The 24,872-nt window shown below is 50.2% G+C and carries 23 protein-coding genes and 1 pseudogene; 11 read left to right on the forward strand and 13 right to left on the reverse strand.

The window, feature by feature from the left end; genetic code table 11:
* Positions 1-27 precede the first annotated feature (27 nt).
* Positions 28-618, reverse strand: a complete 591-nt coding sequence (yajL, locus tag QUE74_RS02520) for a protein deglycase YajL (RefSeq protein ID WP_001276328.1) — start codon at positions 616-618, stop codon at positions 28-30.
* A complete protein-coding gene (gene panE / locus QUE74_RS02525; protein ID WP_000705835.1) occupies positions 581-1,492 on the reverse strand; it encodes a 2-dehydropantoate 2-reductase in 912 nt (303 codons plus the stop codon). Before panE ends, yajL begins: the two co-directional genes overlap by 38 nt.
* Positions 1,493-1,659: 167 nt before the next feature.
* Between panE and yajQ the strand changes: the two genes are divergently transcribed.
* Positions 1,660-2,151 (forward strand): nucleotide binding protein YajQ, encoded by a 492-nt coding sequence (yajQ, locus tag QUE74_RS02530; protein ID WP_001138904.1) that lies wholly within the window; start codon positions 1,660-1,662, stop codon positions 2,149-2,151.
* 127 nt (positions 2,152-2,278) lie between these two features.
* Here yajQ and QUE74_RS02535 read toward each other — a convergent pair whose 3' ends face one another.
* Positions 2,279-3,643, reverse strand: a complete 1,365-nt coding sequence (locus QUE74_RS02535) for an MFS transporter (RefSeq protein WP_001000949.1) — start codon at positions 3,641-3,643, stop codon at positions 2,279-2,281.
* A gap of 416 nt (positions 3,644-4,059) precedes the next feature.
* Between QUE74_RS02535 and QUE74_RS02540 the strand changes: the two are divergent.
* Positions 4,060-4,995: pseudogene (locus tag QUE74_RS02540) on the forward strand (tetratricopeptide repeat protein).
* Positions 4,996-5,050: 55 nt separating this feature from the next.
* Here the strand turns inward: QUE74_RS02540 and QUE74_RS02545 are convergent.
* The 9 genes from QUE74_RS02545 to QUE74_RS02585 all read right to left on the reverse strand — a co-directional run bounded on the left by QUE74_RS02545 (position 5,051) and on the right by QUE74_RS02585 (position 13,426).
* Positions 5,051-5,593, reverse strand: coding sequence for a GNAT family N-acetyltransferase (locus tag QUE74_RS02545; protein ID WP_000227787.1), 543 nt, complete (start codon positions 5,591-5,593; stop codon positions 5,051-5,053).
* Positions 5,577-5,888 carry a type II toxin-antitoxin system TacA family antitoxin gene (locus QUE74_RS02550; RefSeq protein WP_001353405.1) on the reverse strand — a complete coding sequence of 104 codons (312 nt, stop codon included), beginning with the start codon at positions 5,886-5,888 and terminating at the stop codon, positions 5,577-5,579. The genes QUE74_RS02545 and QUE74_RS02550 overlap by 17 nt, the downstream gene beginning before the upstream one ends.
* A 184-nt stretch (positions 5,889-6,072) precedes the next feature.
* Positions 6,073-6,963, reverse strand: a complete 891-nt coding sequence (gene cyoE / locus QUE74_RS02555; RefSeq protein ID WP_000971336.1) for a heme o synthase — start codon at positions 6,961-6,963, stop codon at positions 6,073-6,075.
* Positions 6,964-6,974: 11 nt separating this feature from the next.
* The gene (locus QUE74_RS02560) at positions 6,975-7,304 is read right to left on the reverse strand and encodes a cytochrome o ubiquinol oxidase subunit IV (RefSeq protein ID WP_000019869.1); all 330 of its coding nucleotides are present in this window, start codon (positions 7,302-7,304) and stop codon (positions 6,975-6,977) included.
* Positions 7,304-7,918: a cytochrome o ubiquinol oxidase subunit III gene (locus tag QUE74_RS02565; RefSeq protein WP_000179807.1), complete on the reverse strand. Its 615-nt coding sequence runs from the start codon at positions 7,916-7,918 to the stop codon at positions 7,304-7,306. The genes QUE74_RS02560 and QUE74_RS02565 overlap by 1 nt, the downstream gene beginning before the upstream one ends.
* Positions 7,908-9,899, reverse strand: a complete 1,992-nt coding sequence (gene cyoB / locus QUE74_RS02570) for a cytochrome o ubiquinol oxidase subunit I (protein ID WP_000467180.1) — start codon at positions 9,897-9,899, stop codon at positions 7,908-7,910. Before cyoB ends, QUE74_RS02565 begins: the two co-directional genes overlap by 11 nt.
* A gap of 21 nt (positions 9,900-9,920) precedes the next feature.
* Positions 9,921-10,868 carry a cytochrome o ubiquinol oxidase subunit II gene (gene cyoA / locus QUE74_RS02575; RefSeq protein ID WP_001239441.1) on the reverse strand — a complete coding sequence of 316 codons (948 nt, stop codon included), beginning with the start codon at positions 10,866-10,868 and terminating at the stop codon, positions 9,921-9,923.
* 460 nt (positions 10,869-11,328) lie between these two features.
* Positions 11,329-12,804 carry a muropeptide MFS transporter AmpG gene (gene ampG, locus QUE74_RS02580; RefSeq protein ID WP_000098446.1) on the reverse strand — a complete coding sequence of 492 codons (1,476 nt, stop codon included), beginning with the start codon at positions 12,802-12,804 and terminating at the stop codon, positions 11,329-11,331.
* Positions 12,805-12,847: 43 nt separating this feature from the next.
* Positions 12,848-13,426, reverse strand: a complete 579-nt coding sequence (locus QUE74_RS02585) for a lipoprotein (protein ID WP_001295326.1) — start codon at positions 13,424-13,426, stop codon at positions 12,848-12,850.
* Positions 13,427-13,730: 304 nt separating this feature from the next.
* Between QUE74_RS02585 and bolA the strand changes: the two genes are divergently transcribed.
* The 9 genes from bolA (at position 13,731) to fadM (ending at position 24,072) form a co-directional block, all read left to right on the forward strand.
* Positions 13,731-14,048: a transcriptional regulator BolA gene (gene bolA, locus QUE74_RS02590; RefSeq protein WP_000973448.1), complete on the forward strand. Its 318-nt coding sequence runs from the start codon at positions 13,731-13,733 to the stop codon at positions 14,046-14,048.
* 343 nt (positions 14,049-14,391) lie between these two features.
* Positions 14,392-15,690: a trigger factor gene (gene tig / locus QUE74_RS02595; RefSeq protein ID WP_001198386.1), complete on the forward strand. Its 1,299-nt coding sequence runs from the start codon at positions 14,392-14,394 to the stop codon at positions 15,688-15,690.
* Between the two features lie 245 nt (positions 15,691-15,935).
* Positions 15,936-16,559 (forward strand): ATP-dependent Clp endopeptidase proteolytic subunit ClpP, encoded by a 624-nt coding sequence (gene clpP, locus QUE74_RS02600; protein WP_000122253.1) that lies wholly within the window; start codon positions 15,936-15,938, stop codon positions 16,557-16,559.
* A 126-nt stretch (positions 16,560-16,685) separates the two neighbouring features.
* Positions 16,686-17,960, forward strand: coding sequence for an ATP-dependent protease ATP-binding subunit ClpX (clpX, locus tag QUE74_RS02605; RefSeq protein WP_000130305.1), 1,275 nt, complete (start codon positions 16,686-16,688; stop codon positions 17,958-17,960).
* Between the two features lie 187 nt (positions 17,961-18,147).
* The gene (lon, locus tag QUE74_RS02610) at positions 18,148-20,502 is read left to right on the forward strand and encodes an endopeptidase La (protein ID WP_001295325.1); all 2,355 of its coding nucleotides are present in this window, start codon (positions 18,148-18,150) and stop codon (positions 20,500-20,502) included.
* A gap of 190 nt (positions 20,503-20,692) precedes the next feature.
* Positions 20,693-20,983, forward strand: a complete 291-nt coding sequence (gene hupB / locus QUE74_RS02615; RefSeq protein WP_254892905.1) for a nucleoid-associated protein HU-beta — start codon at positions 20,693-20,695, stop codon at positions 20,981-20,983.
* 191 nt (positions 20,984-21,174) lie between these two features.
* Positions 21,175-23,046: a peptidylprolyl isomerase gene (gene ppiD, locus QUE74_RS02620; protein ID WP_000969382.1), complete on the forward strand. Its 1,872-nt coding sequence runs from the start codon at positions 21,175-21,177 to the stop codon at positions 23,044-23,046.
* Positions 23,047-23,196: 150 nt separating this feature from the next.
* On the forward strand, positions 23,197-23,568 hold the full coding sequence (locus QUE74_RS02625; RefSeq protein WP_000680297.1) for a helix-hairpin-helix domain-containing protein: 372 nt from the start codon (positions 23,197-23,199) through the stop codon (positions 23,566-23,568).
* Between the two features lie 105 nt (positions 23,569-23,673).
* A complete protein-coding gene (gene fadM, locus QUE74_RS02630; RefSeq protein WP_001194546.1) occupies positions 23,674-24,072 on the forward strand; it encodes a long-chain acyl-CoA thioesterase FadM in 399 nt (132 codons plus the stop codon).
* A gap of 51 nt (positions 24,073-24,123) precedes the next feature.
* Here the strand turns inward: fadM and queC are convergent, their stop codons facing one another.
* A complete protein-coding gene (queC, locus tag QUE74_RS02635; protein ID WP_000817196.1) occupies positions 24,124-24,819 on the reverse strand; it encodes a 7-cyano-7-deazaguanine synthase QueC in 696 nt (231 codons plus the stop codon).
* Between the last annotated feature and the right edge of the window lie 53 nt (positions 24,820-24,872).

Genomic DNA, 24,872 nt, shown 5'->3' on the forward strand with positions numbered 1-24,872 from the left:
CAGATGCGACGTTTGCCGCATCCGACACTACTCGTAATAATTATAAATCCCTGCCGCCATCACCAGTTGTGATGCCACCTCATGGGCCTTCTCACGCCCAACCAGCAGATCGATAATTTTCAGACCAAAGTCGATAGCGGTACCTGGCCCCTGACTGGTCAGCAATTTTACCCGAGCATCCCAGACGACGCGCTTGTCCTGCCATTGTTCAGCGGGAATTTTGTCTTTCAGCGTCGGGAAGCCGGTCATATTGCCAATCGGGAAGATATCGTGCGGGACCAGCACGATGGCTGGCGCGGCGCAAATAGCCGCGACGATACGCCCGGAACGGTGGAACTGTTTAACGGTTTCAACCAGCAGGGTGCTATCACGAAAACACTCCGCGCCTTTAATGCCACCAGGCAGCACGATCACGTCATATTCGCCATCAGCTACTTCGACCAGCGGCGCATCCGCCAGCAGCTTCACGCCGCGTGAGCAGGTAATCGCAAGATTACCATCGCTGGCGACGCTGGCAGTGGTGACGTTGATACCGCCGCGAACCAAGAGATCGATAGTGGTGACGGCTTCAGTCTCTTCACTACCAGGGGCGAGGCAAACCAGTGCCGATGCGCTCATATTCACTCTCCTTTCTTTTTACCATTTCAAACAGGCGGGTGTTTTCCGGTACGGCAATCCCATGCGCGCGAGCGCGGCGTAAGAGAAAACCAGTGATATAGTCGATTTCGGTGTGGCGCAGCGCGCGGATATCCTGCAACATCGACGAAATGTTTTCCGCCGTTGCATCAATCACCTGCATAACATAATCACGCAAATCTTCCGCTGAAGTATGATGCCCTTCGCGTTCGATCACCGCCGCGACTTCTTCGCATATCTGCATAATGTCTTGCGGATGATGTCGTAATTCACCATTCGGGCAATTCCAGATAGCGGTCAGTGGATTAATCACACAGTTGACCGCCAGCTTACGCCACAGCTCGGCGCGGATATTGTTATGCCATGCGACATCAGGTAATACGGTTTGCAAAATATCCGCCAGATAACTGTAATCGCCATCCTGTTGCCGTGCCGGGCCAATATGCGTAATACCATTTGCCACATGAATAATGACATTGCCGTCTCGGCGGGCGGCATGAGTGGTGGTGCCCATCAGTAACGGCTGCTGAATGTTTTGCAACTCTTCGATGGTGCCCATGCCGTTGTGAATTAACAGTATTGGCGTGGTTACAGGCAGTGTAGACGCGAGGCTTTTGACAGCATCGGAAACCTGCCATGCTTTCAGCGTCACCAGGAGCAGATCGCTGGTGGCGAGAAAATCGGGATCGTTGGCGGTCAGAGACTCATTAAATATCGAACCGTCGGTTTCAACCAGATTCACGCTACAATAAGGTTGCGGTACGCGCAGCCAGCCCTGAACGTCGTGACCCTGTTTGCAAAGTGCTGTAAGCCATAATTGCCCTAAGGCACCGCATCCCAATACGGTAATTTTCATTGTTCCTCCTCACCCGCAACCACTCCGGGTGTTCAATAAGGCTATCCCTTAATTGTGCATGCTGTTGCGACTATGCACAATTAAGGGATACGTCCTGGTGCAGGACTGTCGGTTATTTAACTTTGCAGGTATTATGCTTCGCATCAAAAATGAAGGGAGAGGAAAAGATGCCATCTTTCGATATTGTCTCTGAAGTTGATCTTCAGGAAGCACGAAACGCGGTCGATAACGCGAGCCGCGAAGTGGAGTCCCGTTTTGACTTCCGTAACGTTGAAGCCTCATTTGAGCTGAACGACGCCAGCAAAACCATCAAAGTGTTGAGCGAGTCCGACTTCCAGGTCAATCAGTTGCTGGATATTCTGCGTGCCAAGCTGCTGAAGCGCGGCATTGAAGGCAGTTCGCTGGATGTACCGGAAAATATCGTTCATAGCGGTAAAACCTGGTTTGTGGAAGCGAAACTGAAACAGGGCATTGAAAGCGCGACCCAGAAGAAAATCGTCAAGATGATCAAAGACAGCAAACTGAAAGTGCAGGCGCAAATTCAGGGCGATGAGATCCGTGTGACGGGCAAATCTCGTGATGATTTGCAGGCTGTCATGGCGATGGTACGTGGTGGCGATCTGGGTCAGCCGTTCCAGTTCAAAAACTTCCGCGATTAATCGCGACAACCTGCGCTTTGTTCATGTCAGATGCGGCATGAACGTCTGATTCGGCCTACAAAGATTTGTCACTCAGGAACTTTGTAGGCCTGAAAAGCGTAGCGCAACAGGCAATTCGCCTCGTTTTTTATGCCTGACGAATTGCCTGTTCAACCTCAAAGCGATTCGTCACTTTGCTGTCGATTTTCACATAAGCTGAATGTTCTTCTTCTGCAATCAACACTTCTTTGACACCCGCAGTTTCCATCAAACGCACTTTTAACGTCTCGTTTGCGGCAATGTCCGATGGGATTTCAATGCGCAAGCTGCTGACATACGGCGGTTCTTTCATGGTACTGGCGACTGCCAGCCACACTGCGGCCAGCATTGCGCCAGCGAGAAATACGCCCTGACCGTCAAACATGCCGTCAATCCAGCCACCCAGCGAACCGCCAATGGCCACGCCAAGAAACTGGCTGGTGGAGTAAACGCCCATCGCCGTACCTTTGTAACCGGCTGGCGACTCTTTACTGATAAGCGAGGGGAGGAGGGCTTCCATCAAATTAAACGCCACAAAGAAAAGCTGCACGCCGACCACCAGTTGCCAGAACTGCGTTTGTGCGTTCCACAACACAATTTCCGCAACGACGATCAGCCCGACGCAGAAGACAAAGACTTGCTTCATTTTGCGCTTAACTTCCGCGTAGATAATGAAAGGCACAACCGAGCCAAAGGCGATTAACATCGTCGCCAGATAGACCTTCCAGTGCTCAGCCGCCGGGAATCCCGCATCAGCCAACTGTCCGGGCAGGGCAACAAACGTCGACATCAGCAGCATGTGCAGACACATAATGCCGAAGTTGAGTTTCAGCAGCCGCGGTTCCGCCAGCACTTTATTGAAACTGCCTTTCACCATCCCGGACTCACGATTAAGTACGTGCGTGCTGCTGTTGGGCACCACCCAAATGGTCAACGCAATGCCGGTTGTTGCCAGAATAGCGATCATCCAGAACAGCGCATGCAGCCCAAGTTTGTGAGTGATGATTGGGCCAAGCACCATCGCAATGGCGAAGGTAATACCAAAACTCACGCCGATAAACGCCATCGCTTTGGTACGGTTCTGTTCGCGCGTGAGATCAGAAAGTAGCGCCATAACGGCAGCGGCAATCGCTCCAGAACCTTGTAACGCCCGGCCCAGAATAATTCCCCAGATTGAGTCGGAAAGCGCAGCGATAACACTACCGGCAGCAAACACCGCCAGCCCGCCGACAATTAATGGTTTGCGACCAATACGGTCTGAGAGCAGGCCAAACGGAATCTGAAAAACGGCCTGAGTCAGGCCATAAATACCAATGGCAATACCGATTAATGCTTCACTGGCACCTTGCAGTGCCATACCGTACGTAGTTAGAACCGGCAGTACCATAAACATGCCCAGCATGCGCAATGAAAATACGGTCCCTAAACCCCAGGTCGCGCGCCGCTCACCTGGCGTCATTTTATAATCGTTCATTACCACCTCTTAAAAAATTGCCCACATAGTGTAGTGCGGAGCGCATGTTGGGTAAACAGAGTGTTAATGAGTAAATATTACATAAGAGCGTGATTTTTACGTCAGGCATGCGCTTCTCTCGTATTCTTGCCATTAATACTTTGCGCGTTAAATATAACAAATGAAAAGCTCGCCTGATTTTATCCTGCCACGAATGATATTATTTTCGGATTTGTTGATGAGCGTGTGATTTTTTATTAAAGGATGGTGTTATTTTATCGCAATAAATAGAGGTGTTGGCGGTGCTGGTTATTCTGCTTCAGCTTAAATGTTTGCTTATTACCTGAGGTTGTTATGGCTGTGTATTTATTCATGAAGTGGATGTTTGGTGGTTAGGTATATTGAAAAATACAGTGATGGATGCATAAAGGTTATTTATGTTAAATAAAAAGAGTTTATTGGCTATTTTATTAATTGCCTCACAAGGTTCACTGGCAAGCGAGAAAGCGCATGAATTGTATGACAGCATATACAGTGAAAAGCCTGCCCCCGATGTGATAAGGACACTGCATAAAATGGCTGAGTCGGGGGATGTCGACGCGCAAAGCCTGTTAGGCTGGGAATATTATCAGCCCCGCTACGATACCAAACCCAACGTTCCGGAAGCCATTAAATGGTTCGAGTTAGCCGCTAAACAAGGTGATGAAGAAGCTCCGTTAGCGCTGGGGGATATCTACTACGAAGGTGAACAGGTGCGGGTGGATTATGCCAAAGCGTATGCGTTATTTAATCAGGCTACGCAACGCGGTGTGAATTTAGCATGGTCCAGGTTGGGCATGATGTACGCCAATGGTCAGTATGTCGAGGTGGATTGTAGTAAAGCGAAAGAATATCTTGATAAGGGTGTTCACATTTATGCTGGTCCGGAAGACTTTATGGCCGCCTGTCGAAAAGATATGATTGACAGAAAAACGGTTGACGATACGTTACCGGTGATCACGATTACCCGTTCTGGAATGCGGGATAATTTTTTAGATAAAGGTTTTTCCTGCATGGATAGCCTCTTTGCCAAAACCAATAAATTAGGCGAAGTGGCCAATCTTCGTGTTACGTACAACATCAAGAGTCCGTCAGGTAAGGAAACTATTCAAACGGTCGGCTTTGCACCTTTCGGCTTAAACTGACTGGATATTAACTTTACAGATTACCGGCTTGATTCATTTACCAGTAATTCGTTGCTTATTCTTTATAAACCGGAATTTGAACGAAAATCTTGTGCAGCTATAAGGACCACGATCGTTGCCGCAACGGCAACCATTAAAGGCAAGGATGTGGACCTGATGAAAGCGGGGGCAATTGAACAAAAGTGGTAACGCTGTTCAGTCTCCGGCTGAGGCAAAACTTGCCATGGCCGGAGGCGATAAAAATCTAAGCCGCGAGAATATGCTGAATCGCTAAAAACATCGGTACAGCACCGAAAACATTGGGCCTCGCTGAAAGCTGAACAAAGCCGAGACGAGTATAAAAGTTAATGGCGGCAGGGTCAGCATCAAGATAAACCCCTTTAATTGGTAATGCCCGGTGAATTATTTTTACATGTTCAAAAAAATCACATAGTAGGTCCTGACCAAAGCCCCGCTTTTGATATTTCCGCGCTACCCCTAACATGACTAATCTGACAACACCAATCTCTGAAGGTTGTGAACCCTGAAGGACGCCAGAAACGCGTTGTTTTTCCAGCGAATATGCCGTAAAAGTACAGATGCCAATCAGTTCACCACTTTGTCTGTCAATAAGTGCTTTAGCAGCACAGTCGCTATTACGCACACTTTTCTTTAGCGATGCGCGTACAAATTTATCGATAACAGGGTTACCGCAATCAAACTGTTTTTGCCCAGGATAAGTAATATCAGACTGATAATTACAGGAGAGGACTATGGGCAGAGTAATCTCTTCATGCTTGTCGACCATCGCTGTTTTTCCTTTTCATTAACGCCTTGAGGGCGAGCGTCGGTTGAGCAGGTTCAGCGATGAGTTGGTTCATCAGTTCCCAGCTTTGATTCGAAAGCTCACGGCGACGTTGGTTATCAAGCACACTTTCGGCGCGTTCCATAGCTGCGCTCAAAATAAAAGCGCTTAAATCTACCCCAACGGCTTGCGCAGCTTCACGAAGTTTGTTTTTGGCGTCGGGACTGGTTTTGAGTTCAACCCGCGCATTTTTCAGCGTTTTATCGATATCGGGTAGAGCGACTGTTTTTCCAGGCATTATGACCTCTTTGATTAACTGAATGAAATCGTAGGGAGTCGATCTCATGCATAATACGGCTATCAACCGTATGATTAATTTATGTTCATATACTCACTCTGTCAAGAGATACGGTTATTAGCCGTATCTCTGTTCTCAGACAATAAAAAAGGTGCCGTAGCACCTTTTTTATAGAGAGGTTGTGTTACCACACAGCAGCCAGCAGCGTATGTGAGTCCGGCACCATAAAATCAACGGACATCATTACCGAGAGGGCAGTGATGGCGATGATCGAGAAGCCGAACAGCTTGCGTGCCCAGATTCGATCATCAGCAACTTTATAACCACGCAGGGCCATACCTAACCACCAGACGCTAACCGCCGCGGCGACCACCAGATATTTATATCCTGCGTAACCGCCAAGAGAGAGCATCAGTGTGGCAACAGCAAAGGCGATGATATACAGCGTGATGTGGTTTTTCGCTACCGAAATGCCTTTCACCACCGGCAGTACCGGAATGTTTGCCGCCTGATAATCCTTAAAGCGGAAAATGGCGATGGCATAAGAATGAGGCATCTGCCACAGGCTGAAGATAGCCAACAGGATTGCTGCGCCGCTATCGAACTCGCCTGTCACTGCACAGTAGCCAATCACCGGCGGCGCTGCGCCGGAGAGCGAACCAATCAACGTGCCGTAGACCGAGTGGCGTTTCATGTACAGGCTGTAAACGCCGACATAAACCACAAAGCCCATCACCCCCAGCCAGCAGGCCAGCGGATTCGCGCCAAACCACAGCAGCATAAAGCCAGCAATACCCAGCAAGGTGGCGTACACCAGCGAGACAGCAGGAGAGATCAGGCCTTTAACCAGCACCCGATTCTTCGTCCTTTCCATCTTTCTGTCGATATCCCTGTCGATGTAGTTGTTAAACACACAACCCGACGCCACAACCAGTGACACCCCAACCAGCGTGTAGATAAACAGGGGATAATCAATGCTGCCCTTTGAGGCCAGCAGGAATCCCCCAATCACCGAGATCAGGTTGCCAAAGATGATGCCTGGTTTCGTTACTTGCAGGTATTGCTTAAACATCATAACCGCCGCTCTTAGTGCATCATCATGTTGTAGTTGAGGTTCCACATAATCCAGATGGAGCCTACAACCAGGATAGCGATGATTAGCACGGTGAAGACAAACGCCGTCATGTTCCAGCCTTCATCTGATTTGGTATTCATATGCAGGAAGCACACCAGATGCACCAGAACCTGTACCACTGCCATTGCCAGGATTGTTCCCAGAATTACGGCCGGAGAGGCAGCCCCTGTCATCACCATCCAGAACGGAATCACCGTCAGAATGATCGACAGGATAAACCCTGTCATGTAGGTTTTTACGCTGCCATGGGACGCGCCGCTGTGATCGGTAGAATGACTCATTACATCGCCCCCATCAGATAAACAACAGTGAACACACAGATCCAAACCACATCCAGGAAGTGCCAGAACAAACTCAGACACATGATGCGGGTACGGTTAGTGCTGGTCAGGCCGCGACGGGCGATTTGCACCATCAGCACCGCCATCCAGATAAGACCGGAAGTGACGTGCAGACCGTGCGTGCCGACCAGCGCAAAGAACGCTGACAGGAAGCCGCTGCGATCCGGGCCCATGCCGTTAACAATCAGGTGATGGAATTCATAGATTTCCATCCCGATAAATCCGGCACCAAACAACCAGGTCAACGCCAGCCAGGAGATAACCTGGCTTTTGTTGTTTTTGTACATGGCGATAGCCGCCATGCCGTAGGTGATGGAGCTGAACAACAGCAAGAAAGTTTCAACCAGAACGAACGGCAGTTCGAAAATGTCCTTACCTGTCGGGCCACCTGCGGTGCCGTTCACCAGAACGGCATAGGTAGCAAACAAGATAGAGAACAGAATGCAGTCGCTCATCAGGTAGATCCAAAATCCGAAGATTTTGTTTCCGCCTGCATCGTGGTGCCCGTGTTCGTGCGCGTGGGCAGTCGCGTGCGTCAAAGTATCAGTTGCCATTTTTCAGCCCTGCCTTAGTAATCTCATCGAAATGCTGGTTTTCCAGTTTTTCGATTTCTGCCACCGGCACGTAGTAATCCACGTCCTCGTCGAAGCTTTTCACGATCCAGGTGATGATCATGCCTGCGAAGCCAACAATCGCCAGCCACCAGATATGCCAGATCATGGCGAAACCGAAGATGGTGGAGAAAGCCGCAATGACGATACCGGCGCCGCTGTTTTTCGGCATATGAATTTCTTCATAGTGGTCAGGCTTTTTGTACGCTTCGCCTTTCTCTTTCATTTCCCAGAATGCATCACGCTCGTGAACGTGCGGCACAACGGCAAAGTTATAGAACGGAGGCGGGGAAGAGGTTGCCCACTCCAGCGTACGGCCACCCCACGGGTCGCCAGTCAGGTCACGGTTCTGGTCGCGGTCACGAATAGAAACGTACATCTGAATAACGAGGCAGAGAATACCCAGCGCAATCAGTACAGCACCGCTGGCTGCAATCATCAGCATGGTGTGGAACTGCGGGTCAATCTGCTGGCTCAAACGACGGGTCATGCCCATGAAGCCCAGCGCATACAGCGGCATAAAGGCAACGAAGAAGCCGATGATCCAGAACCAGAACGCGCGTTTACCCCAGGTTTCGTTCAATTTGAAACCGAACGCTTTAGGCCACCAGTAGGTCATCCCTGCGAAGCAGCCGAAGACCACGCCGCCGATGATCACGTTATGGAAGTGCGCAATCAGGAACAGGCTGTTATGCAGAACGAAGTCCGCGCCCGGTACTGCCAGCAGCACGCCTGTCATACCGCCCACCGAGAAGGTGACGATAAAACCGATGGTCCACAGCATCGCAGAATGGAACACGATGCGGCCCTGATACATGGTGAACAGCCAGTTGAAGATCTTCACCCCGGTCGGGATGGCGATAATCATCGTGGTGATACCAAAGAAGGCGTTTACGTTCGCGCCTGCACCCATCGTAAAGAAGTGGTGTAGCCAGACGATGAACGACAGCACGGTGATACAGACGGTTGCCCATACCAGCGAGGTATAACCAAACAGACGTTTACGCGAGAAGGTTGCTGCAATTTCGGAGAACACACCGAAAACAGGCAGGATCAGGATGTAAACTTCCGGGTGGCCCCAGGCCCAAATCAGGTTGATGTACATCATCATGTTGCCACCCATATCGTTGGTAAAGAAATGGGTGCCCAGATAGCGATCCAGGGTCAACAACGCGACGGTAACCGTCAGAATTGGGAAGGAAGCAATAATCAGTACGTTCGCGCACAGAGATGCCCAGGTAAATACTGGCATCTTGAACATGGTCATGCCCGGTGCGCGCATCTTCAGAATGGTAACGAAGAAGTTGATACCGGTAAGCGTCGTACCTATACCGGATAGCTGGAGACTCCATATCCAGTAATCGACACCGACTCCCGGACTGTACTCTATTCCCGATAGCGGTGGATAGGCCAGCCAGCCGGTCTGCGCAAATTCGCCCACGCCGAGAGAAACGTTTACCAGAATCACACCAACAACGGTAAACCAGAAGCTTAGGTTGTTGAGGAACGGGAACGCAACGTCACGTGCGCCGATCTGCAGCGGAACCACCAGGTTCATCAGACCGATAACGAAAGGCATCGCCACGAAGAAGATCATAATCACGCCGTGCGCGGTGAAGATCTGATCGTAGTGGTGAGGTGGCAGGAAGCCCGCTTCGCCCGCAGAGGCAAGGGCCTGCTGGCTACGCATCATAATGGCGTCAGCAAAACCACGCAGCAACATCACAATCGCCACGATGATATACATGATACCGAGGCGTTTATGGTCGACGGAGGTCAGCCACTCTTTCCACAGGTAGGTCCACTTACCGAAGTAAGTGATCAGGCCAACGAGCGCCAGACCTCCCAAAATAATGCCAGCGATCGTAACCATGACGATAGGTTCATGGAACGGGACTGCATCAAGTGATAATTTTCCGAACATCTTTATTCTTCCTCAACCCCTTTAATGGGCGGATTCCGCGTGGCTCATGTCCATGCCTTCCATACCTTCATGTGCGCTGTGCTCACCTTCTGGCTGGGTCATGTCCATGCTCTTACCGTGAGCCATAAACTTGTTAATCACATCGGCAAACAAGTCTGGTTTCACGTTGGAGAAATATTCCACCTGGTTGTATTCGCTAGGCGCGGCCAGTTTTTCGAACGCTGCCATGTCAGACATGGTGTTCGGCGACTGTTTCGCTTTTGCGACCCACTGGTCGAATTCGGCGCGATCCGGTGTTGCAATAGCTTTGAACTTCATGCCTGAGAAGCCCGGGCCGCTGTAGCTGGCGGAGATACCGTCATAAGTGCCGGGTTCGTTGGCGATCAGATGCAGGCGAGTCTGCATACCGGCCATGGCATAAATCTGGCTACCCAGACGCGGAATGAAGAAGGAGTTCATCACGGAGTTGGAGGTCACTTTGAAGTACACCGGAGTGTTCGCCGGGAAAGCGATTTCATTCACGGTAGCAATGCCCTGTTCCGGGTAGATGAAGAACCATTTCCAGTCCATGGAAACCACTTCGATGGTAATGGGCTTCTCGTCGTGTGCCAGCGGCTTGCTAGGCTCAAGAGCGTGAGTGGTTTTCCAGGTCAGTACCGCAAGGAAGATGATGATTAAGATAGGTACCGTCCAGACCACAGCTTCCACTTTATTGGAGTGTGACCAGTTCGGGCTGTACTTAGCATCTTTATTGCTCGCACGGTACTTCCAGGCGAAACCAACAGCCATCAAGATTGCGGGAATAACGACAATCAACATCAGGCCAAATGCCGTCAGTATCAGTGAACGTTGCTCCAGACCAATCTGTCCTTTGGGATCTAACAGCGCAGAATTACAGCCACTGAGCAATACAGTGCCTGCAAATAATGACAACCATCCCAAACTTTTATTGTATTTCCTGAGTCTCATTTAACGACCTCAATTCCACGGGATCTGGTGGCGTTTAAAGTGTGTGGGCATTTTACGGGAAGGTTACATTACTGTAAACATGATTAAATTCCTGTTACTTGGATTTGGCTGCCAGGTCACATATGTTGCAAAACATATCAAGTTGATTTTAAGAAGCTGTTGCAAAAGGGCGTTATAACGAAAGGGGAGTGCAGAAGGAGTCTGAGCGGGCAATTGGTATAATCAATGCTAAATAAAACATTTATTTAACAAATAATTATCATTAAGGTGACAATTGGGTGGTGGGGAAATAAAGTCTCATTAGCTGAATCGTGTAAGAAAAAATAGAATTCATAAATGGCGTCAATAATTTCCAAACACTAAGCCGCACAAAAGAACAAATATTAATAAGCGATGCTGATGTTTATTTAGCCGTAATAATTACGGCGAGTGATTACTACAGCTAAATAATATTTACAGATTACGTCAGATGCGTTTTTCGTAGCGCCAGATAATCCAGCAAACCACCAAGCACGACGCCAGAAAGGGCGACTAAAACCCCGACTTCCAGCAGAGCAGGCAGAAAAGAGAAGTGCGTCAAATCCAGCGCGTCCATCGTCAACAGCAGTAACCACACGGTCAACAGGCTGACGCCCGCCGCCAGTGTCCACATGGCAAAGGCATAACCTGACGGATACTCGGTGCGGGAGATAAAGTTGTCATTTACCCGTGTATATTCAAGCGTCTGGCGGCAAACCAGCAATAAAATAAGCCCTGGTACGGCGGCGGCGACGGAAAAAAGATAGAACGTCGACCAACCGTGTGATTCAACAAACCAACCTGCCACGGGGCCGACATAAACTCGCCCTACAGCAGAAAGCGCTGAGAGCAAGGCAAACTGCGTCGCAGAAAAGGACTTATTACACAGCGTCATTAACAGCGCGACAAAGGCTGATGTACCCATCCCGCCACAGAGGTTTTCGAAAAAGACGGCTGCGCCCATGCTGTAGAGATGCTTATCAGTAACCGACAGCAGCCAGTAACCGGCGTTAGATGCACCTTGTAAAATGCCGAAAATCAGCAGTGCCCGGAACAGTGACAGGCGCTGCATCAAAATCCCACCGTACAACGCGCCAACAATGGTCGCCAGCAAGCCAAGCGTTTTGTTAACCACGCCTACTTCACCTGCATCAAACCCGACGCCGCGAATCAAAAACGTGGTTGTCAGGCTCATGGCGAATGCGTCGCCCAGCTTATACAGCACGATAAGAAGCAAAATAAGCCACGCGTTATTGCGACCAAAGAAATCGCGCAGAGGTGCAACAACCGCTTGTTCCAGCGTTTTTGGCACAGGAATGGTGTCGGTTGGTTCTGGTGCAAGCAACGTCGCGATAATACAGGGGATCAACAGCGCCGCCATCAACCAGTACATGCCCTGCCAGCCCAGCCATTTATCTGCCAGCCACAGGGCTAACCCGCCGGAAACCAGCATCCCCAGACGATACCCCAGCACGCTGATTGCCGCGCCCGCACCACGCTCTTCTGCCGGGAGCACATCGGTTTTCCACGCATCGAAGACGATATCCTGGGATGCAGAGCAAAAAGCAATCACTACTGCCAGCGCCGCCATCCAGCGGAGTTGGGTGCCAGGTTCGAGAAACCCCATCGCCGCAATAGCGACTAATAACAGGATTTGTGTGGCGAGCAACCAACCGCGCCGCCGCCCGAAAAATGGGGGCGTGTAGCGGTCCATCAGCGGTGACCAGAGGAATTTAAAAACGTAAGCCTGGCCTACCAGAGAGAAGAAACCAATGGTTTTAAGATCGATATTCTCGACCGTCATCCAGGCCTGTAAGGTGCCGGATGTCAGGGCGAGCGGTAGCCCGGAAGCAAAACCCAGAATCAGCAATATGGCTGAACGTGGCTGTTGAAAAATACGTAAATATTGACTGGACATGGGCGTCTACAGGCCCGGCTTGCACCGGGCCAGAGGGCAGAAATTAACGCGCGTTCTGCTTGATGAATTCGTGGATGCTGGTGTCCTGAGACATATCAGCGATGGTATCGGTCAGCACACTGTTAACCGCATCGGCGATATTTTTGTTGGAGGCCTGGAACGCACCTTCAACGTTGTAGCTGGCACGATAGTTTTTGGTCATTTTGTTGCCATTCTGCGCGGTAGCGATGATAGCGATATCCGCTTTGGTGGCGATGTTATAGCGCACGTTGCCCTGGGACACGTCAGCATACAGTTGGCTAACGATGATTTGCAGATTAACCGGGCCATTCGGACCAACCATGTAACCACGCGCGGTCATCTGTTTTTCCAGCACTTCTTGCAGCAGGAAACGCAGATCGCGGGAGGCTGTCAGGGTAACGATTTGATTATCGCGGGTAACTTTTGCCAGCGCCTGATCGGTACGCTGATCAGCACCATTAATGCTGACGGTGACGCCCATCAGACTTGGATCTTGTTGTGGCAGCGTTATCGTCGGAGAAACTTCAATAGTTGTTGGCGGTTTTGCGCATCCTGCAAGCATAAACAGAGCAACTAACGGGAAGAGGATTTTTTTGAACATGTTCGGGCTCTCAGAGACTCTTAAGCGTGTTTGGTAAAAATTCCCGCCATCATAACATTGCCAACGGCGAGGGGAAGTGGGTAAGGCATGTAAATTCATCATGTTGACGAAATAATCGCCCCTGGTAAAAGAAACGCTGATGCGAGGCCTGTGTTTCAATCTTTAAATCAGTAAACTTCATACGCTTGACGGAAAAACCAGGACGAAACCTAAATATTTGTTGTTAAGCTGCAATGGAAACGGTAAAAGCGGCTAGTATTTAAAGGGATGGATGACATCTCAGCGTTGTCGGAGGAGATATTTCATGATGATACGTGAGCGGATAGAAGAAAAATTAAGGGCGGCGTTCCAACCCGTATTCCTCGAAGTAGTGGATGAAAGCTATCGTCACAATGTCCCAGCCGGCTCTGAAAGCCATTTTAAAGTTGTGCTGGTCAGCGATCGTTTTACGGGTGAACGTTTTCTGAATCGTCATCGAATGATTTACAGTACTTTAGCGGAGGAACTCTCTACTACCGTTCATGCGCTGGCTCTGCATACTTACACTATTAAGGAGTGGGAAGGGTTGCAGGACACCGTCTTTGCCTCTCCTCCCTGTCGTGGAGCAGGAAGCATCGCGTAAAAACGCATTTGCAACTGTCGGCGCTTTTCCAGTATGTTGCTAAAGATTTTATGAAAAACGGCCTGCGGGCCGTTTTGTTTTGTCTGGATTTTGCGCTTTTTGCCCAGCATTCAGACGAAAATTGCCCGGGAATTGTGAAAAAATACGCGACAGCGCGCAATAACCGTTCTCGACTCATAAAAGTGATGCCGCTATAATGCCGCGTCCTATTTGAATGCTTTCGGGATGATTCTGGTAACAGGGAATGTGATTGATTATAAGAACATCCCGGTTCCGCGAAGCCAACAACCTGTGCTTGCGGGGTAAGAGTTGACCGAGCACTGTGATTTTTTGAGGTAACAAGATGCAAGTTTCAGTTGAAACCACTCAAGGCCTTGGCCGCCGTGTAACGATTACTATCGCTGCTGACAGCATCGAGACCGCTGTTAAAAGCGAGCTGGTCAACGTTGCGAAAAAAGTACGTATTGACGGCTTCCGCAAAGGCAAAGTGCCAATGAATATCGTTGCTCAGCGTTATGGCGCCTCTGTACGCCAGGACGTTCTGGGTGACCTGATGAGCCGTAACTTCATTGACGCCATCATTAAAGAAAAAATCAATCCGGCTGGCGCACCGACTTATGTTCCGGGCGAATACAAGCTGGGTGAAGACTTCACCTACTCTGTAGAGTTTGAAGTTTATCCGGAAGTTGAACTGCAGGGTCTGGAAGCGATCGAAGTTGAAAAACCGATCGTTGAAGTGACCGACGCTGACGTTGACGGCATGCTGGATACTCTGCGTAAACAGCAGGCGACCTGGAAAGAAAAAGACGGCGCTGTTGAAGCAGAAGACCGCGTAACCATCGACTTCACCGGTTCTGTAGACGGCGAAGAGTTCGAAGGCGGTAAAGCGTCTGATTTCGTACTGGCGATGGGCCAGGGTCGTATGATCCCGGGCTTTGAAGACGGTATCAAAGGCCACAAAGCTGGCGAAGAGTTCACCATCGACGTGACCTTCCCGGAAGAGTACCACGCAGAAAACCTGAAAGGTAAAGCAGCGAAATTCGCTATCAACCTGAAGAAAGTTGAAGAGCGTGAACTGCCGGAACTGACTGCAGAATTCATCAAACGTTTCGGCGTTGAAGATGGTTCCGTAGAAGGTCTGCGCGCTGAAGTGCGTAAAAACATGGAGCGCGAGCTGAAGAGCGCCATCCGTAACCGCGTTAAGTCTCAGGCGATCGAAGGTCTGGTAAAAGCTAACGACATCGACGTACCGGCTGCGCTGATCGACAGCGAAATCGACGTTCTGCGTCGCCAGGCTGCACAGCGTTTCGGCGGTAACGAAAAACAGGCTCTGGAACTGCCGCGCGAACTGTTCGAAGAACAAGCTAAACGCCGCGTAGTTGTTGGCCTGCTGCTGGGCGAAGTTATCCGCACCAACGAGCTGAAAGCTGACGAAGAACGCGTTAAAGGCCTGATCGAAGAGATGGCTTCTGCGTACGAAGATCCGAAAGAAGTTATCGAGTTCTACAGCAAAAACAAAGAACTGATGGACAACATGCGCAATGTTGCTCTGGAAGAACAGGCTGTTGAAGCTGTACTGGCGAAAGCGAAAGTGACTGAAAAAGAAACCACTTTCAACGAGCTGATGAACCAGCAGGCGTAATTTTCGCAGCATAACGCGCTAAATTCGCACAAAGGCCCATCACCGCCAGGTGGTGGGCCTTTTTTTGTCATGAATTTTGCATGGAACCGTGCGAAAAGCCTCTTTCGGTGTTAGCGTAACAACAAAAGATTGTTATGCTTGAAATATGGTGATGCCGTACCCATAACACAGGGACTAGCTGATAATCCGTCCATAAGGTTACAATCGGTACAGCAGGTTTTTTCAATTTTATCCAGGAGACGGAAATGTCATACAGCGGCGAACGAGATAACTTTGCACCCCATATGGCGCTGGTGCCGATGGTCATTGAACAGACCTCACGTGGTGAGCGCTCTTTTGATATCTATTCTCGTCTACTTAAGGAACGCGTCATTTTTCTGACTGGCCAGGTTGAAGACCACATGGCTAACTTGATTGTGGCGCAGATGCTGTTCCTGGAAGCAGAAAACCCAGAAAAAGATATCTATCTGTACATTAACTCCCCAGGCGGGGTGATCACTGCCGGGATGTCTATCTATGACACCATGCAGTTTATCAAGCCTGATGTCAGCACCATCTGTATGGGCCAGGCGGCTTCGATGGGCGCTTTCTTGCTGACTGCAGGGGCAAAAGGTAAACGTTTCTGCCTGCCGAATTCGCGCGTGATGATTCACCAGCCGTTGGGCGGCTACCAGGGCCAGGCGACCGATATCGAAATTCATGCCCGTGAAATTCTGAAAGTTAAAGGGCGTATGAATGAACTTATGGCGCTTCATACGGGTCAATCATTAGAACAGATTGAACGTGACACCGAGCGCGATCGCTTCCTTTCCGCCCCTGAAGCGGTGGAATACGGTCTGGTCGATTCGATTCTGACCCATCGTAATTGATGCCAGAGGCGCAACTGTGCCGCTATACTTATCCAGGGCGGCACAACGCTATAAAGCGGCTTGCGCCTGAGAATGGCATTTGCGTCGTCGTGTGCGGCACAAAGAACAAAGAAGAGGTTTTGACCCATGACAGATAAACGCAAAGATGGCTCAGGCAAATTGCTGTATTGCTCTTTTTGCGGCAAAAGCCAGCATGAAGTGCGCAAGCTGATTGCCGGTCCATCCGTGTATATCTGCGACGAATGTGTTGATTTATGTAACGACATCATTCGCGAAGAGATTAAAGAAGTTGCACCGCATCGTGAACGCAGTGCGCTACCGACGCCGCATGAAATTCGCAACCACCTGGACGATTACGTTATCGGTCAGGAACAGGCGAAAAAAGTGCTGGCGGTCGCGGTATACAACCACTACAAACGTCTGCGCAACGGAGATACCAGCAATGGTGTCGAGTTGGGCAAAAGTAACATTCTGCTGATCGGTCCGACCGGTTCCGGTAAAACGCTGCTGGCCGAAACGCTGGCGCGCCTGCTGGACGTCCCGTTCACCATGGCCGATGCAACCACGCTGACCGAAGCCGGTTATGTGGGCGAAGACGTTGAAAACATCATTCAGAAGCTGTTGCAAAAGTGCGATTACGACGTACAGAAAGCGCAGCGCGGGATTGTCTACATCGATGAAATCGACAAGATTTCTCGTAAGTCAGACAACCCGTCCATTACCCGAGACGTTTCCGGTGAAGGCGTACAGCAGGCACTGTTGAAACTGATCGAAGGTACGGTAGCTGCTGTTCCGCCGCAAGGTGGGCGTAAACATCCGCAGCAGGAATTCTTGCAGGTTGATACTTCTAAGATCCTGTTTATCTGTGGCGGTGCGTTTGCCGGTCTGGATAAAGTGATTTCCCATCGTGTAGAAACAGGCTCCGGCATTGGTTTTGGCGCGACGGTAAAAGCGAAATCTGACAAAGCAAGTGAAGGCGAGCTGCTGGCGCAGGTTGAACCGGAAGATCTGATCAAGTTTGGTCTGATCCCTGAGTTCATTGGTCGTCTGCCGGTTGTCGCAACGTTGAATGAACTGAGCGAAGAAGCTCTGATTCAGATCCTCAAAGAGCCGAAAAACGCCCTGACCAAGCAGTATCAGGCGCTGTTTAATCTGGAAGGCGTGGATCTGGAATTCCGTGACGAGGCGCTGGATGCTATCGCTAAGAAAGCGATGGCGCGTAAAACCGGTGCCCGTGGCCTGCGTTCCATCGTAGAAGCCGCACTGCTCGATACCATGTACGATCTGCCGTCCATGGAAGATGTCGAGAAAGTGGTTATCGACGAGTCGGTAATTGATGGTCAAAGCAAACCGTTGCTGATTTATGGCAAGCCGGAAGCGCAACAGGCATCTGGTGAATAATTAACCATTCCCATACAATTAGTTAACCAAAAAGGGGGGATTTTATCTCCCCTTTAATTTTTCCTCTATTCTCGGCGTTGAATGTGGGGGAAACATCCCCATATACTGACGTACATGTTAATAGATGGCGTGAAGCACAGTCGTGTCATCTGATTACCTGGCGGAAATTAAACTAAGAGAGAGCTCTATGAATCCTGAGCGTTCTGAACGCATTGAAATCCCCGTATTGCCGCTGCGCGATGTGGTGGTTTATCCGCACATGGTCATCCCCTTATTTGTCGGGCGGGAAAAATCTATCCGTTGTCTGGAAGCGGCGATGGACCATGATAAAAAAATTATGCTGGTCGCGCAGAAAGAAGCTTCAACGGATGAGCCGGGTGTAAACGATCTTTTCACCGTCGGGACCGTGGCCTCTATATTGCAGATGCTGAAACTGCCTGACGGCACCGTCAAAGTGCTGGTCGAGGGGTTACAGCGCGCGCGTATTTCTGCGCTCTCTGACAATGGCGAACACTTTTCTGCGAAGGCGGAGTATCTGGAGTCGCCGACCATTGATGAGCGGGAACAGGAAGTGCTGGTGCGTACTGCAATCAGCCAGTTCGAAGGCTACATCAAGCTGAACAAAAAAATTCCACCAGAAGTGCTGACGTCGCTGAACAGCATCGACGATCCGGCGCGTCTGGCGGATACCATTGCTGCGCATATGCCGCTGAAACTGGCTGACAAACAGTCCGTGCTTGAGATGTCCGACGTCAACGAACGTCTGGAATATCTGATGGCGATGATGGAATCGGAAATCGATCTGCTGCAGGTTGAGAAACGCATTCGCAACCGCGTTAAAAAGCAGATGGAGAAATCCCAGCGTGAGTACTATCTGAACGAGCAAATGAAAGCTATTCAGAAAGAACTCGGCGAAATGGACGATGCGCCGGACGAAAACGAAGCACTGAAGCGCAAAATCGACGCGGCGAAAATGCCGAAAGAGGCAAAAGAGAAAGCGGAAGCAGAGTTGCAGAAGCTGAAAATGATGTCTCCGATGTCGGCAGAAGCGACCGTAGTGCGTGGTTATATCGACTGGATGGTACAGGTACCGTGGAATGCGCGTAGCAAGGTCAAAAAAGACCTGCGTCAGGCGCAGGAAATCCTTGATACCGACCATTATGGTCTGGAGCGCGTGAAAGATCGCATCCTTGAGTATCTTGCGGTTCAAAGCCGTGTCAACAAAATCAAGGGACCGATCCTCTGCCTGGTAGGGCCGCCGGGGGTAGGTAAAACTTCTCTTGGTCAGTCCATCGCCAAAGCTACCGGACGTAAATATGTTCGTATGGCGCTGGGCGGCGTGCGTGACGAAGCGGAAATCCGTGGTCACCGCCGTACTTACATCGGTTCTATGCCGGGTAAACTGATCCAGAAAATGGCGAAAGTGGGCGTGAAAAACCCGCTGTTCCTGCTCGATGAGATCGACAAAATGTCTTCTGACATGCGAGGCGATCCGGCTTCCGCACTGCTTGAAGTGCTGGATCCAGAGCAGAACGTAGCGTTCAGCGACCACTACCTGGAAGTGGATTACGATCTCAGCGACGTGATGTTTGTCGCGACGTCGAATTCCATGAACATTCCGGCACCGCTGCTGGATCGTATGGAAGTGATTCGCCTCTCCGGTTATACCGAAGATGAAAAACTGAACATCGCCAAACGTCACCTGCTGCCGAAGCAGATTGAACGTAATGCACTGAAAAAAGGTGAACTGACCGTCGACGATAGCGCCATTATCGGCATTATTCGTTACTACACCCGTGAGGCGGGCGTGCGTGGCCTGGAGCGTGAAATCTCCAAACTGTGCCGTAAAGCGGTTAAGCAGTTGTTGCTCGATAAGTCTTTAAAACATATCGAAATTAACGGCGATAACCTGCACGACTATCTCGGTGTTCAGCGTTTCGACTATGGTCGCGCGGATAACGAAAACCGTGTCGGTCAGGTAACTGGTCTGGCGTGGACGGAAGTGGGCGGTGACTTGCTGACCATTGAAACCGCGTGCGTTCCGGGTAAAGGCAAACTGACCTATACCGGTTCGCTCGGCGAAGTAATGCAAGAGTCCATTCAGGCGGCGTTAACGGTGGTTCGTGCGCGTGCGGAAAAACTGGGGATCAACCCTGATTTTTACGAAAAACGCGACATCCACGTCCACGTACCGGAAGGTGCGACGCCGAAAGATGGTCCGAGTGCCGGTATTGCTATGTGCACCGCGCTGGTTTCTTGCCTGACCGGTAACCCGGTTCGTGCCGATGTGGCAATGACCGGTGAGATCACTCTGCGTGGTCAGGTACTGCCGATCGGTGGTTTGAAAGAAAAACTACTGGCAGCGCATCGCGGCGGGATTAAAACAGTGTTAATTCCGTTCGAAAATAAACGCGATCTGGAAGAGATTCCTGACAACGTAATTGCTGATCTGGACATTCATCCTGTGAAACGCATTGAGGAAGTTCTGACTCTGGCGCTGCAAAATGAACCGTCTGGCATGCAGGTTGTGACTGCAAAATAGTGACCTCGCGCAAAATGCACTAATAAAAACAGGGCTGGCAGGCTAATTCGGACTTGCCAGCCTTTTTTTGTCTCGCTAAGTTAGATGGCGGATTGGGCTTGCCCTTATTAAGGGGTGTTGTAAGGGGATGGCTGGCCTGATATAACTGCTGCGCGTTCGTACCTTGAAGGATTCAAGTGCGATATAAATTATAAAGAGGAAGAGAAGAGTGAATAAATCTCAATTGATCGACAAGATTGCTGCAGGGGCTGATATCTCTAAAGCTGCGGCTGGCCGTGCGTTAGATGCTATTATTGCTTCCGTAACTGAATCTCTGAAAGAAGGGGATGATGTAGCACTGGTAGGTTTTGGTACTTTTGCCGTTAAAGAGCGTGCTGCCCGTACTGGCCGCAACCCGCAGACCGGTAAAGAGATCACCATCGCTGCCGCTAAAGTACCGAGCTTCCGTGCAGGTAAAGCACTGAAAGACGCGGTAAACTAAGCGTTGTCCCCAGTGGGGATGTGACGAAGTTCAAGGGCGCATCTACTGATGTGCCTTTTTTATTTGTATTCGGTGACTTTCTGCGTCTTGTGGGCTGACAATTGCCCCCGTTTCTTGTCACAATAGGCCTTTGCGCGCATCGATACGTTGCGTGAGGTACACAGTCATCTACAGCGGAGTGTTGTTACACCATGATGGACAGCTTACGCACGGCTGCAAACAGTCTCGTGCTCAAGATTATTTTCGGTATCATTATCGTGTCGTTCATATTGACCGGCGTGAGTGGTTACCTGATTGGCGGAGGCAATAACTACGCCGCAAAAGTGAATGACCAGGAAATCAGCCGTGGGCAGTTCGAGAACGCCTTCAACAGCGAGCGTAATCGCATGCAGCAACAGCTGGGCGATCAATACTCTGAGCTTGCAGCGAACGAAGGCTATATGAAAACCCTGCGTCAACAGGTGCTGAATCGTCTGATCGACGAGGCGCTGCTGGATCAGTACGCTCGTGAGCTGAAACTGGGTATCAGTGATGAGCAGGTTAAACAGGCGATTTTCGCGACCCCAGCCTTCCAGGTTGACGGCAAATTTGATAACAGCCGCTATAACGGTATCCTCAACCAGATGGGGATGACCGCCGATCAGTACGCCCAGGCGCTACGTAACCAGCTCACTACCCAACAGCTGATTAACGGCGTTGCCGGTACCGATTTTATGCTGAAAGGTGAAACCGACGAGCTGGCGGCACTGGTAGCTCAACAACGCGTGGTACGTGAAGCGACTATCGATGTTAACGCGCTGGCGGCGAAGCAGCCTGTGACCGAACAGGAAATTGCCAGCTACTACGAACAAAACAAAAACAATTTCATGACGCCGGAACAATTCCGCGTGAGTTACATCAAGCTGGATGCCGCAACGATGCAGCAACCGGTTAGCGATGCGGATATCCAGAGCTACTACGATCAGCATCAGGATCAATTCACCCAGCCGCAGCGTACCCGCTACAGCATCATCCAGACCAAAACTGAAGATGAAGCGAAAGCGGTACTTGATGAGCTGAATAAAGGCGGTGATTTTGCTGCGTTAGCCAAAGAAAAATCTGCCGATATTATCTCTGCCCGTAACGGCGGCGATATGGGTTGGTTAGAAGATGCCACTATCCCGGACGAACTGAAAAATGCTGGTCTGAAAGAAAAAGGCCAACTCTCTGGTGTCATCAAATCCTCGGTCGGTTTCCTGATTGTACGTCTGGACGACATTCAGCCAGCGAAAGTGAAGTCGTTAGACGAAGTGCGTGACGATGTCGCGGCGAAAGTGAAACACGAAAAAGCCCTCGATGCGTACTACGCACTGCAGCAGAAAGTGAGCGATGCAGCAAGCAATGATACCGAGTCTCTGGCCGGTGCAGAGCAAGCTGCGGGCGTAAAAGCCACTCAGACGGGTTGGTTCAGCAAAGATAACCTGCCGGAAGAGTTGAACTTTAAGCCGGTTGCAGACGCTATCTTTAATGGCGGTCTGGTAGGTGAAAACGGCGCACCGGGCATCAACTCTGACATCATCACCGTAGACGGCGACCGCGCATTCGTGCTGCGCATCAGCGAGCACAAACCGGAAGCGGTGAAACCGTTGGCAGATGTTCAGGAACAAGTTAAGGCACTGGTTCAGCACAACAAAGCTGAACAACAGGCGAAAGTGGATGCTGAAAAACTGCTGGTTGATTTGAAAGCCGGCAAAGGTGCAGAAGCTATGCAGGCCGCCGGTCTGAAATTTGGCGAGCCGAAAACCTTAAGCCGTTCCGGTCGTGACCCGATTAGCCAGGCGGCGTTTGCACTGCCACTGCCAGCGAAAGACAAACCGAGCTACGGTATGGCGACCGATATGCAAGGTAATGTGGTTCTGCTGGCGCTGGATGAAGTGAAACAAGGTTCAATGCCGGAAGATCAGAAAAAAGCGATGGTGCAGGGTATCACCCAGAACAACGCACAAATCGTCTTTGAAGCTCTGATGAGTAACCTGCGTAAAGAGGCGAAAATCAAAATTGGCGATGCGCTGGAACAGCAATAATCCTGAAGCCGCCTCGCAAAAAAATGCTTTGCAGCTGTAACAAGAAAAGGTCGCTTTCGCGGCCTTTTCCATTTCTGAACATTGCCATTTGTTTCCTGTTTTCACTGTCGTTAAGGTGATTCCACTGTTAACAAACAAGGAGAAAACAGTATGAAACACGGAATTAAAGCACTGCTCATTACCCTGTCCCTGGCCTGTGCCGGAATGTCTCATAGCGCGCTGGCGGCAGCTCCTGCGGCGAAACCGACAACGGTAGAAACCAAAGCGGAAGCTCCTGCAGCACAAAGTAAAGCAGCAGTACCGACTAAAGCCAGTGACGAAGAAGGTACCCGGGTCAGCATTAATAATGCCAGCGCGGAAGAGTTAGCCCGCGCGATGAATGGCGTTGGCCTGAAGAAGGCGCAGGCGATTGTCAGTTATCGCGAAGAGTACGGTCCGTTTAAAACGGTGGAGGATCTCAAGCAGGTGCCGGGGATGGGCAATTCGCTGGTGGAACGTAATCTGGCGGTATTAACCCTGTAATTAATTTGCATAGTGGCAAATTTTTGCCAGACTGAAGAGGTCATACCAGTTATGACCTCTGTACTTATAACAGTTCTTATAACAACAACGTAAGGTTATTGCGCTATGCAAACACAAATCAAAGTTCGTGGATATCATCTCGATGTCTACCAGCACGTTAACAATGCCCGCTACCTTGAATTTCTGGAAGAAGCCCGCTGGGATGGACTAGAAAATAGCGAAAGTTTCCAGTGGATGACCGCCCATAACATTGCCTTCATCGTGGTCAATATCAATATTAATTATCGTCGCCCGGCGGTATTAAGCGACCTGTTAACCATTACCAGTCAGTTGCAGCAATTAAACGGTAAAAGCGGCATCTTAAGCCAGGTCATTACACTGGAGCCGGAAGGGCAGGTGGTCGCGGATGCGCTTATTACGTTTGTTTGTATTGATCTTAAAACGCAGAAAGCATTAGCTCTGGAAGGGGAATTGCGCGAAAAGCTGGAGCAGATGGTTAAGTAAACGTTTTGTGGTGCCGGATGCTCAAGCCGCATCCGGCGACACCCGGAATAATTACTTCAACCCGGTTTTCTGCTTCATCGCTGCCATCACCGTCGGTTTATCGGCCAGATAATGATGCAAACCGTTGGAGCGTAAATTACACGCCGCACAATGACCGCAACCGTCGCCTTTAATGCCGTTATAACAGGTCAACGTTTCGTTACGGACTAAATCTAGTTTGCCGTAATAATCAGCCAGCGCCCAGGTTTCCGCTTTATCAATCCACATCAGCGGCGTTTCAAAACGAATATCTTTCGCCATGCCTAAACTGACGGCATGGTTTAGTGCTTTCACAAACTCATCGCGGCAATCCGGGTAACCGGAGAAATCCGTTTCGCAGACGCCGGTAATTACGGCTTCTGCTTTTACCTGATACGCATATATTGCCGCCAGTGTCAGGAACAAAATATTACGTCCAGGGACAAACGTATTCGGGATGCCATCAGCTTCAGGTTCATAATCAGGCACCGGAATGCTGTCACGCGTCAGGCTGCTGACCGCCAGCTCGTTGAGCAGCGTTACATCAAGAACCTTATGCGCGCGTGCCCCCAGTTTCAGCGCCAGTTCGCGTGCCACGTCGATTTCCGCGCGATGTCGCTGACCGTAATCGAACGTCACGCAATGGACTTCATCATATTGTTGTAATGCCTGCACCAGACAGGTGGAGGAATCCTGGCCTCCACTGAACACAACGACAGCACGTTTCATAGATAATCCTGCTTGAACAATAAAAGCGTTATGGTAACGCCTGCGATTAACCC

The organism is Escherichia sp. 10290 (genome assembly GCF_030295155.1).
Classification (GTDB): Bacteria; Pseudomonadota; Gammaproteobacteria; order Enterobacterales; family Enterobacteriaceae; genus Escherichia; species Escherichia coli_F.

Bases quoted from the DNA above. Each gene is read 5' to 3' on its own strand.
- yajL (WP_001276328.1), bottom strand. From the start codon at position 618: ATGAGCGCATCGGCACTGGTTTGCCTCGCCCCTGGTAGTGAAGAGACT.
- panE (WP_000705835.1), bottom strand. From the start codon at position 1,492: ATGAAAATTACCGTATTGGGATGCGGTGCCTTAGGGCAATTATGGCTT.
- yajQ (WP_001138904.1), top strand. From the start codon at position 1,660: ATGCCATCTTTCGATATTGTCTCTGAAGTTGATCTTCAGGAAGCACGA.
- QUE74_RS02535 (WP_001000949.1), bottom strand. From the start codon at position 3,643: ATGAACGATTATAAAATGACGCCAGGTGAGCGGCGCGCGACCTGGGGT.
- QUE74_RS02545 (WP_000227787.1), bottom strand. From the start codon at position 5,593: ATGGTCGACAAGCATGAAGAGATTACTCTGCCCATAGTCCTCTCCTGT.
- QUE74_RS02550 (WP_001353405.1), bottom strand. From the start codon at position 5,888: ATGCCTGGAAAAACAGTCGCTCTACCCGATATCGATAAAACGCTGAAA.
- cyoE (WP_000971336.1), bottom strand. From the start codon at position 6,963: ATGATGTTTAAGCAATACCTGCAAGTAACGAAACCAGGCATCATCTTT.
- QUE74_RS02560 (WP_000019869.1), bottom strand. From the start codon at position 7,304: ATGAGTCATTCTACCGATCACAGCGGCGCGTCCCATGGCAGCGTAAAA.
- QUE74_RS02565 (WP_000179807.1), bottom strand. From the start codon at position 7,918: ATGGCAACTGATACTTTGACGCACGCGACTGCCCACGCGCACGAACAC.
- cyoB (WP_000467180.1), bottom strand. From the start codon at position 9,899: ATGTTCGGAAAATTATCACTTGATGCAGTCCCGTTCCATGAACCTATC.
- cyoA (WP_001239441.1), bottom strand. From the start codon at position 10,868: ATGAGACTCAGGAAATACAATAAAAGTTTGGGATGGTTGTCATTATTT.
- ampG (WP_000098446.1), bottom strand. From the start codon at position 12,804: ATGTCCAGTCAATATTTACGTATTTTTCAACAGCCACGTTCAGCCATA.
- QUE74_RS02585 (WP_001295326.1), bottom strand. From the start codon at position 13,426: ATGTTCAAAAAAATCCTCTTCCCGTTAGTTGCTCTGTTTATGCTTGCA.
- bolA (WP_000973448.1), top strand. From the start codon at position 13,731: ATGATGATACGTGAGCGGATAGAAGAAAAATTAAGGGCGGCGTTCCAA.
- tig (WP_001198386.1), top strand. From the start codon at position 14,392: ATGCAAGTTTCAGTTGAAACCACTCAAGGCCTTGGCCGCCGTGTAACG.
- clpP (WP_000122253.1), top strand. From the start codon at position 15,936: ATGTCATACAGCGGCGAACGAGATAACTTTGCACCCCATATGGCGCTG.
- clpX (WP_000130305.1), top strand. From the start codon at position 16,686: ATGACAGATAAACGCAAAGATGGCTCAGGCAAATTGCTGTATTGCTCT.
- lon (WP_001295325.1), top strand. From the start codon at position 18,148: ATGAATCCTGAGCGTTCTGAACGCATTGAAATCCCCGTATTGCCGCTG.
- ppiD (WP_000969382.1), top strand. From the start codon at position 21,175: ATGATGGACAGCTTACGCACGGCTGCAAACAGTCTCGTGCTCAAGATT.
- QUE74_RS02625 (WP_000680297.1), top strand. From the start codon at position 23,197: ATGAAACACGGAATTAAAGCACTGCTCATTACCCTGTCCCTGGCCTGT.
- fadM (WP_001194546.1), top strand. From the start codon at position 23,674: ATGCAAACACAAATCAAAGTTCGTGGATATCATCTCGATGTCTACCAG.
- queC (WP_000817196.1), bottom strand. From the start codon at position 24,819: ATGAAACGTGCTGTCGTTGTGTTCAGTGGAGGCCAGGATTCCTCCACC.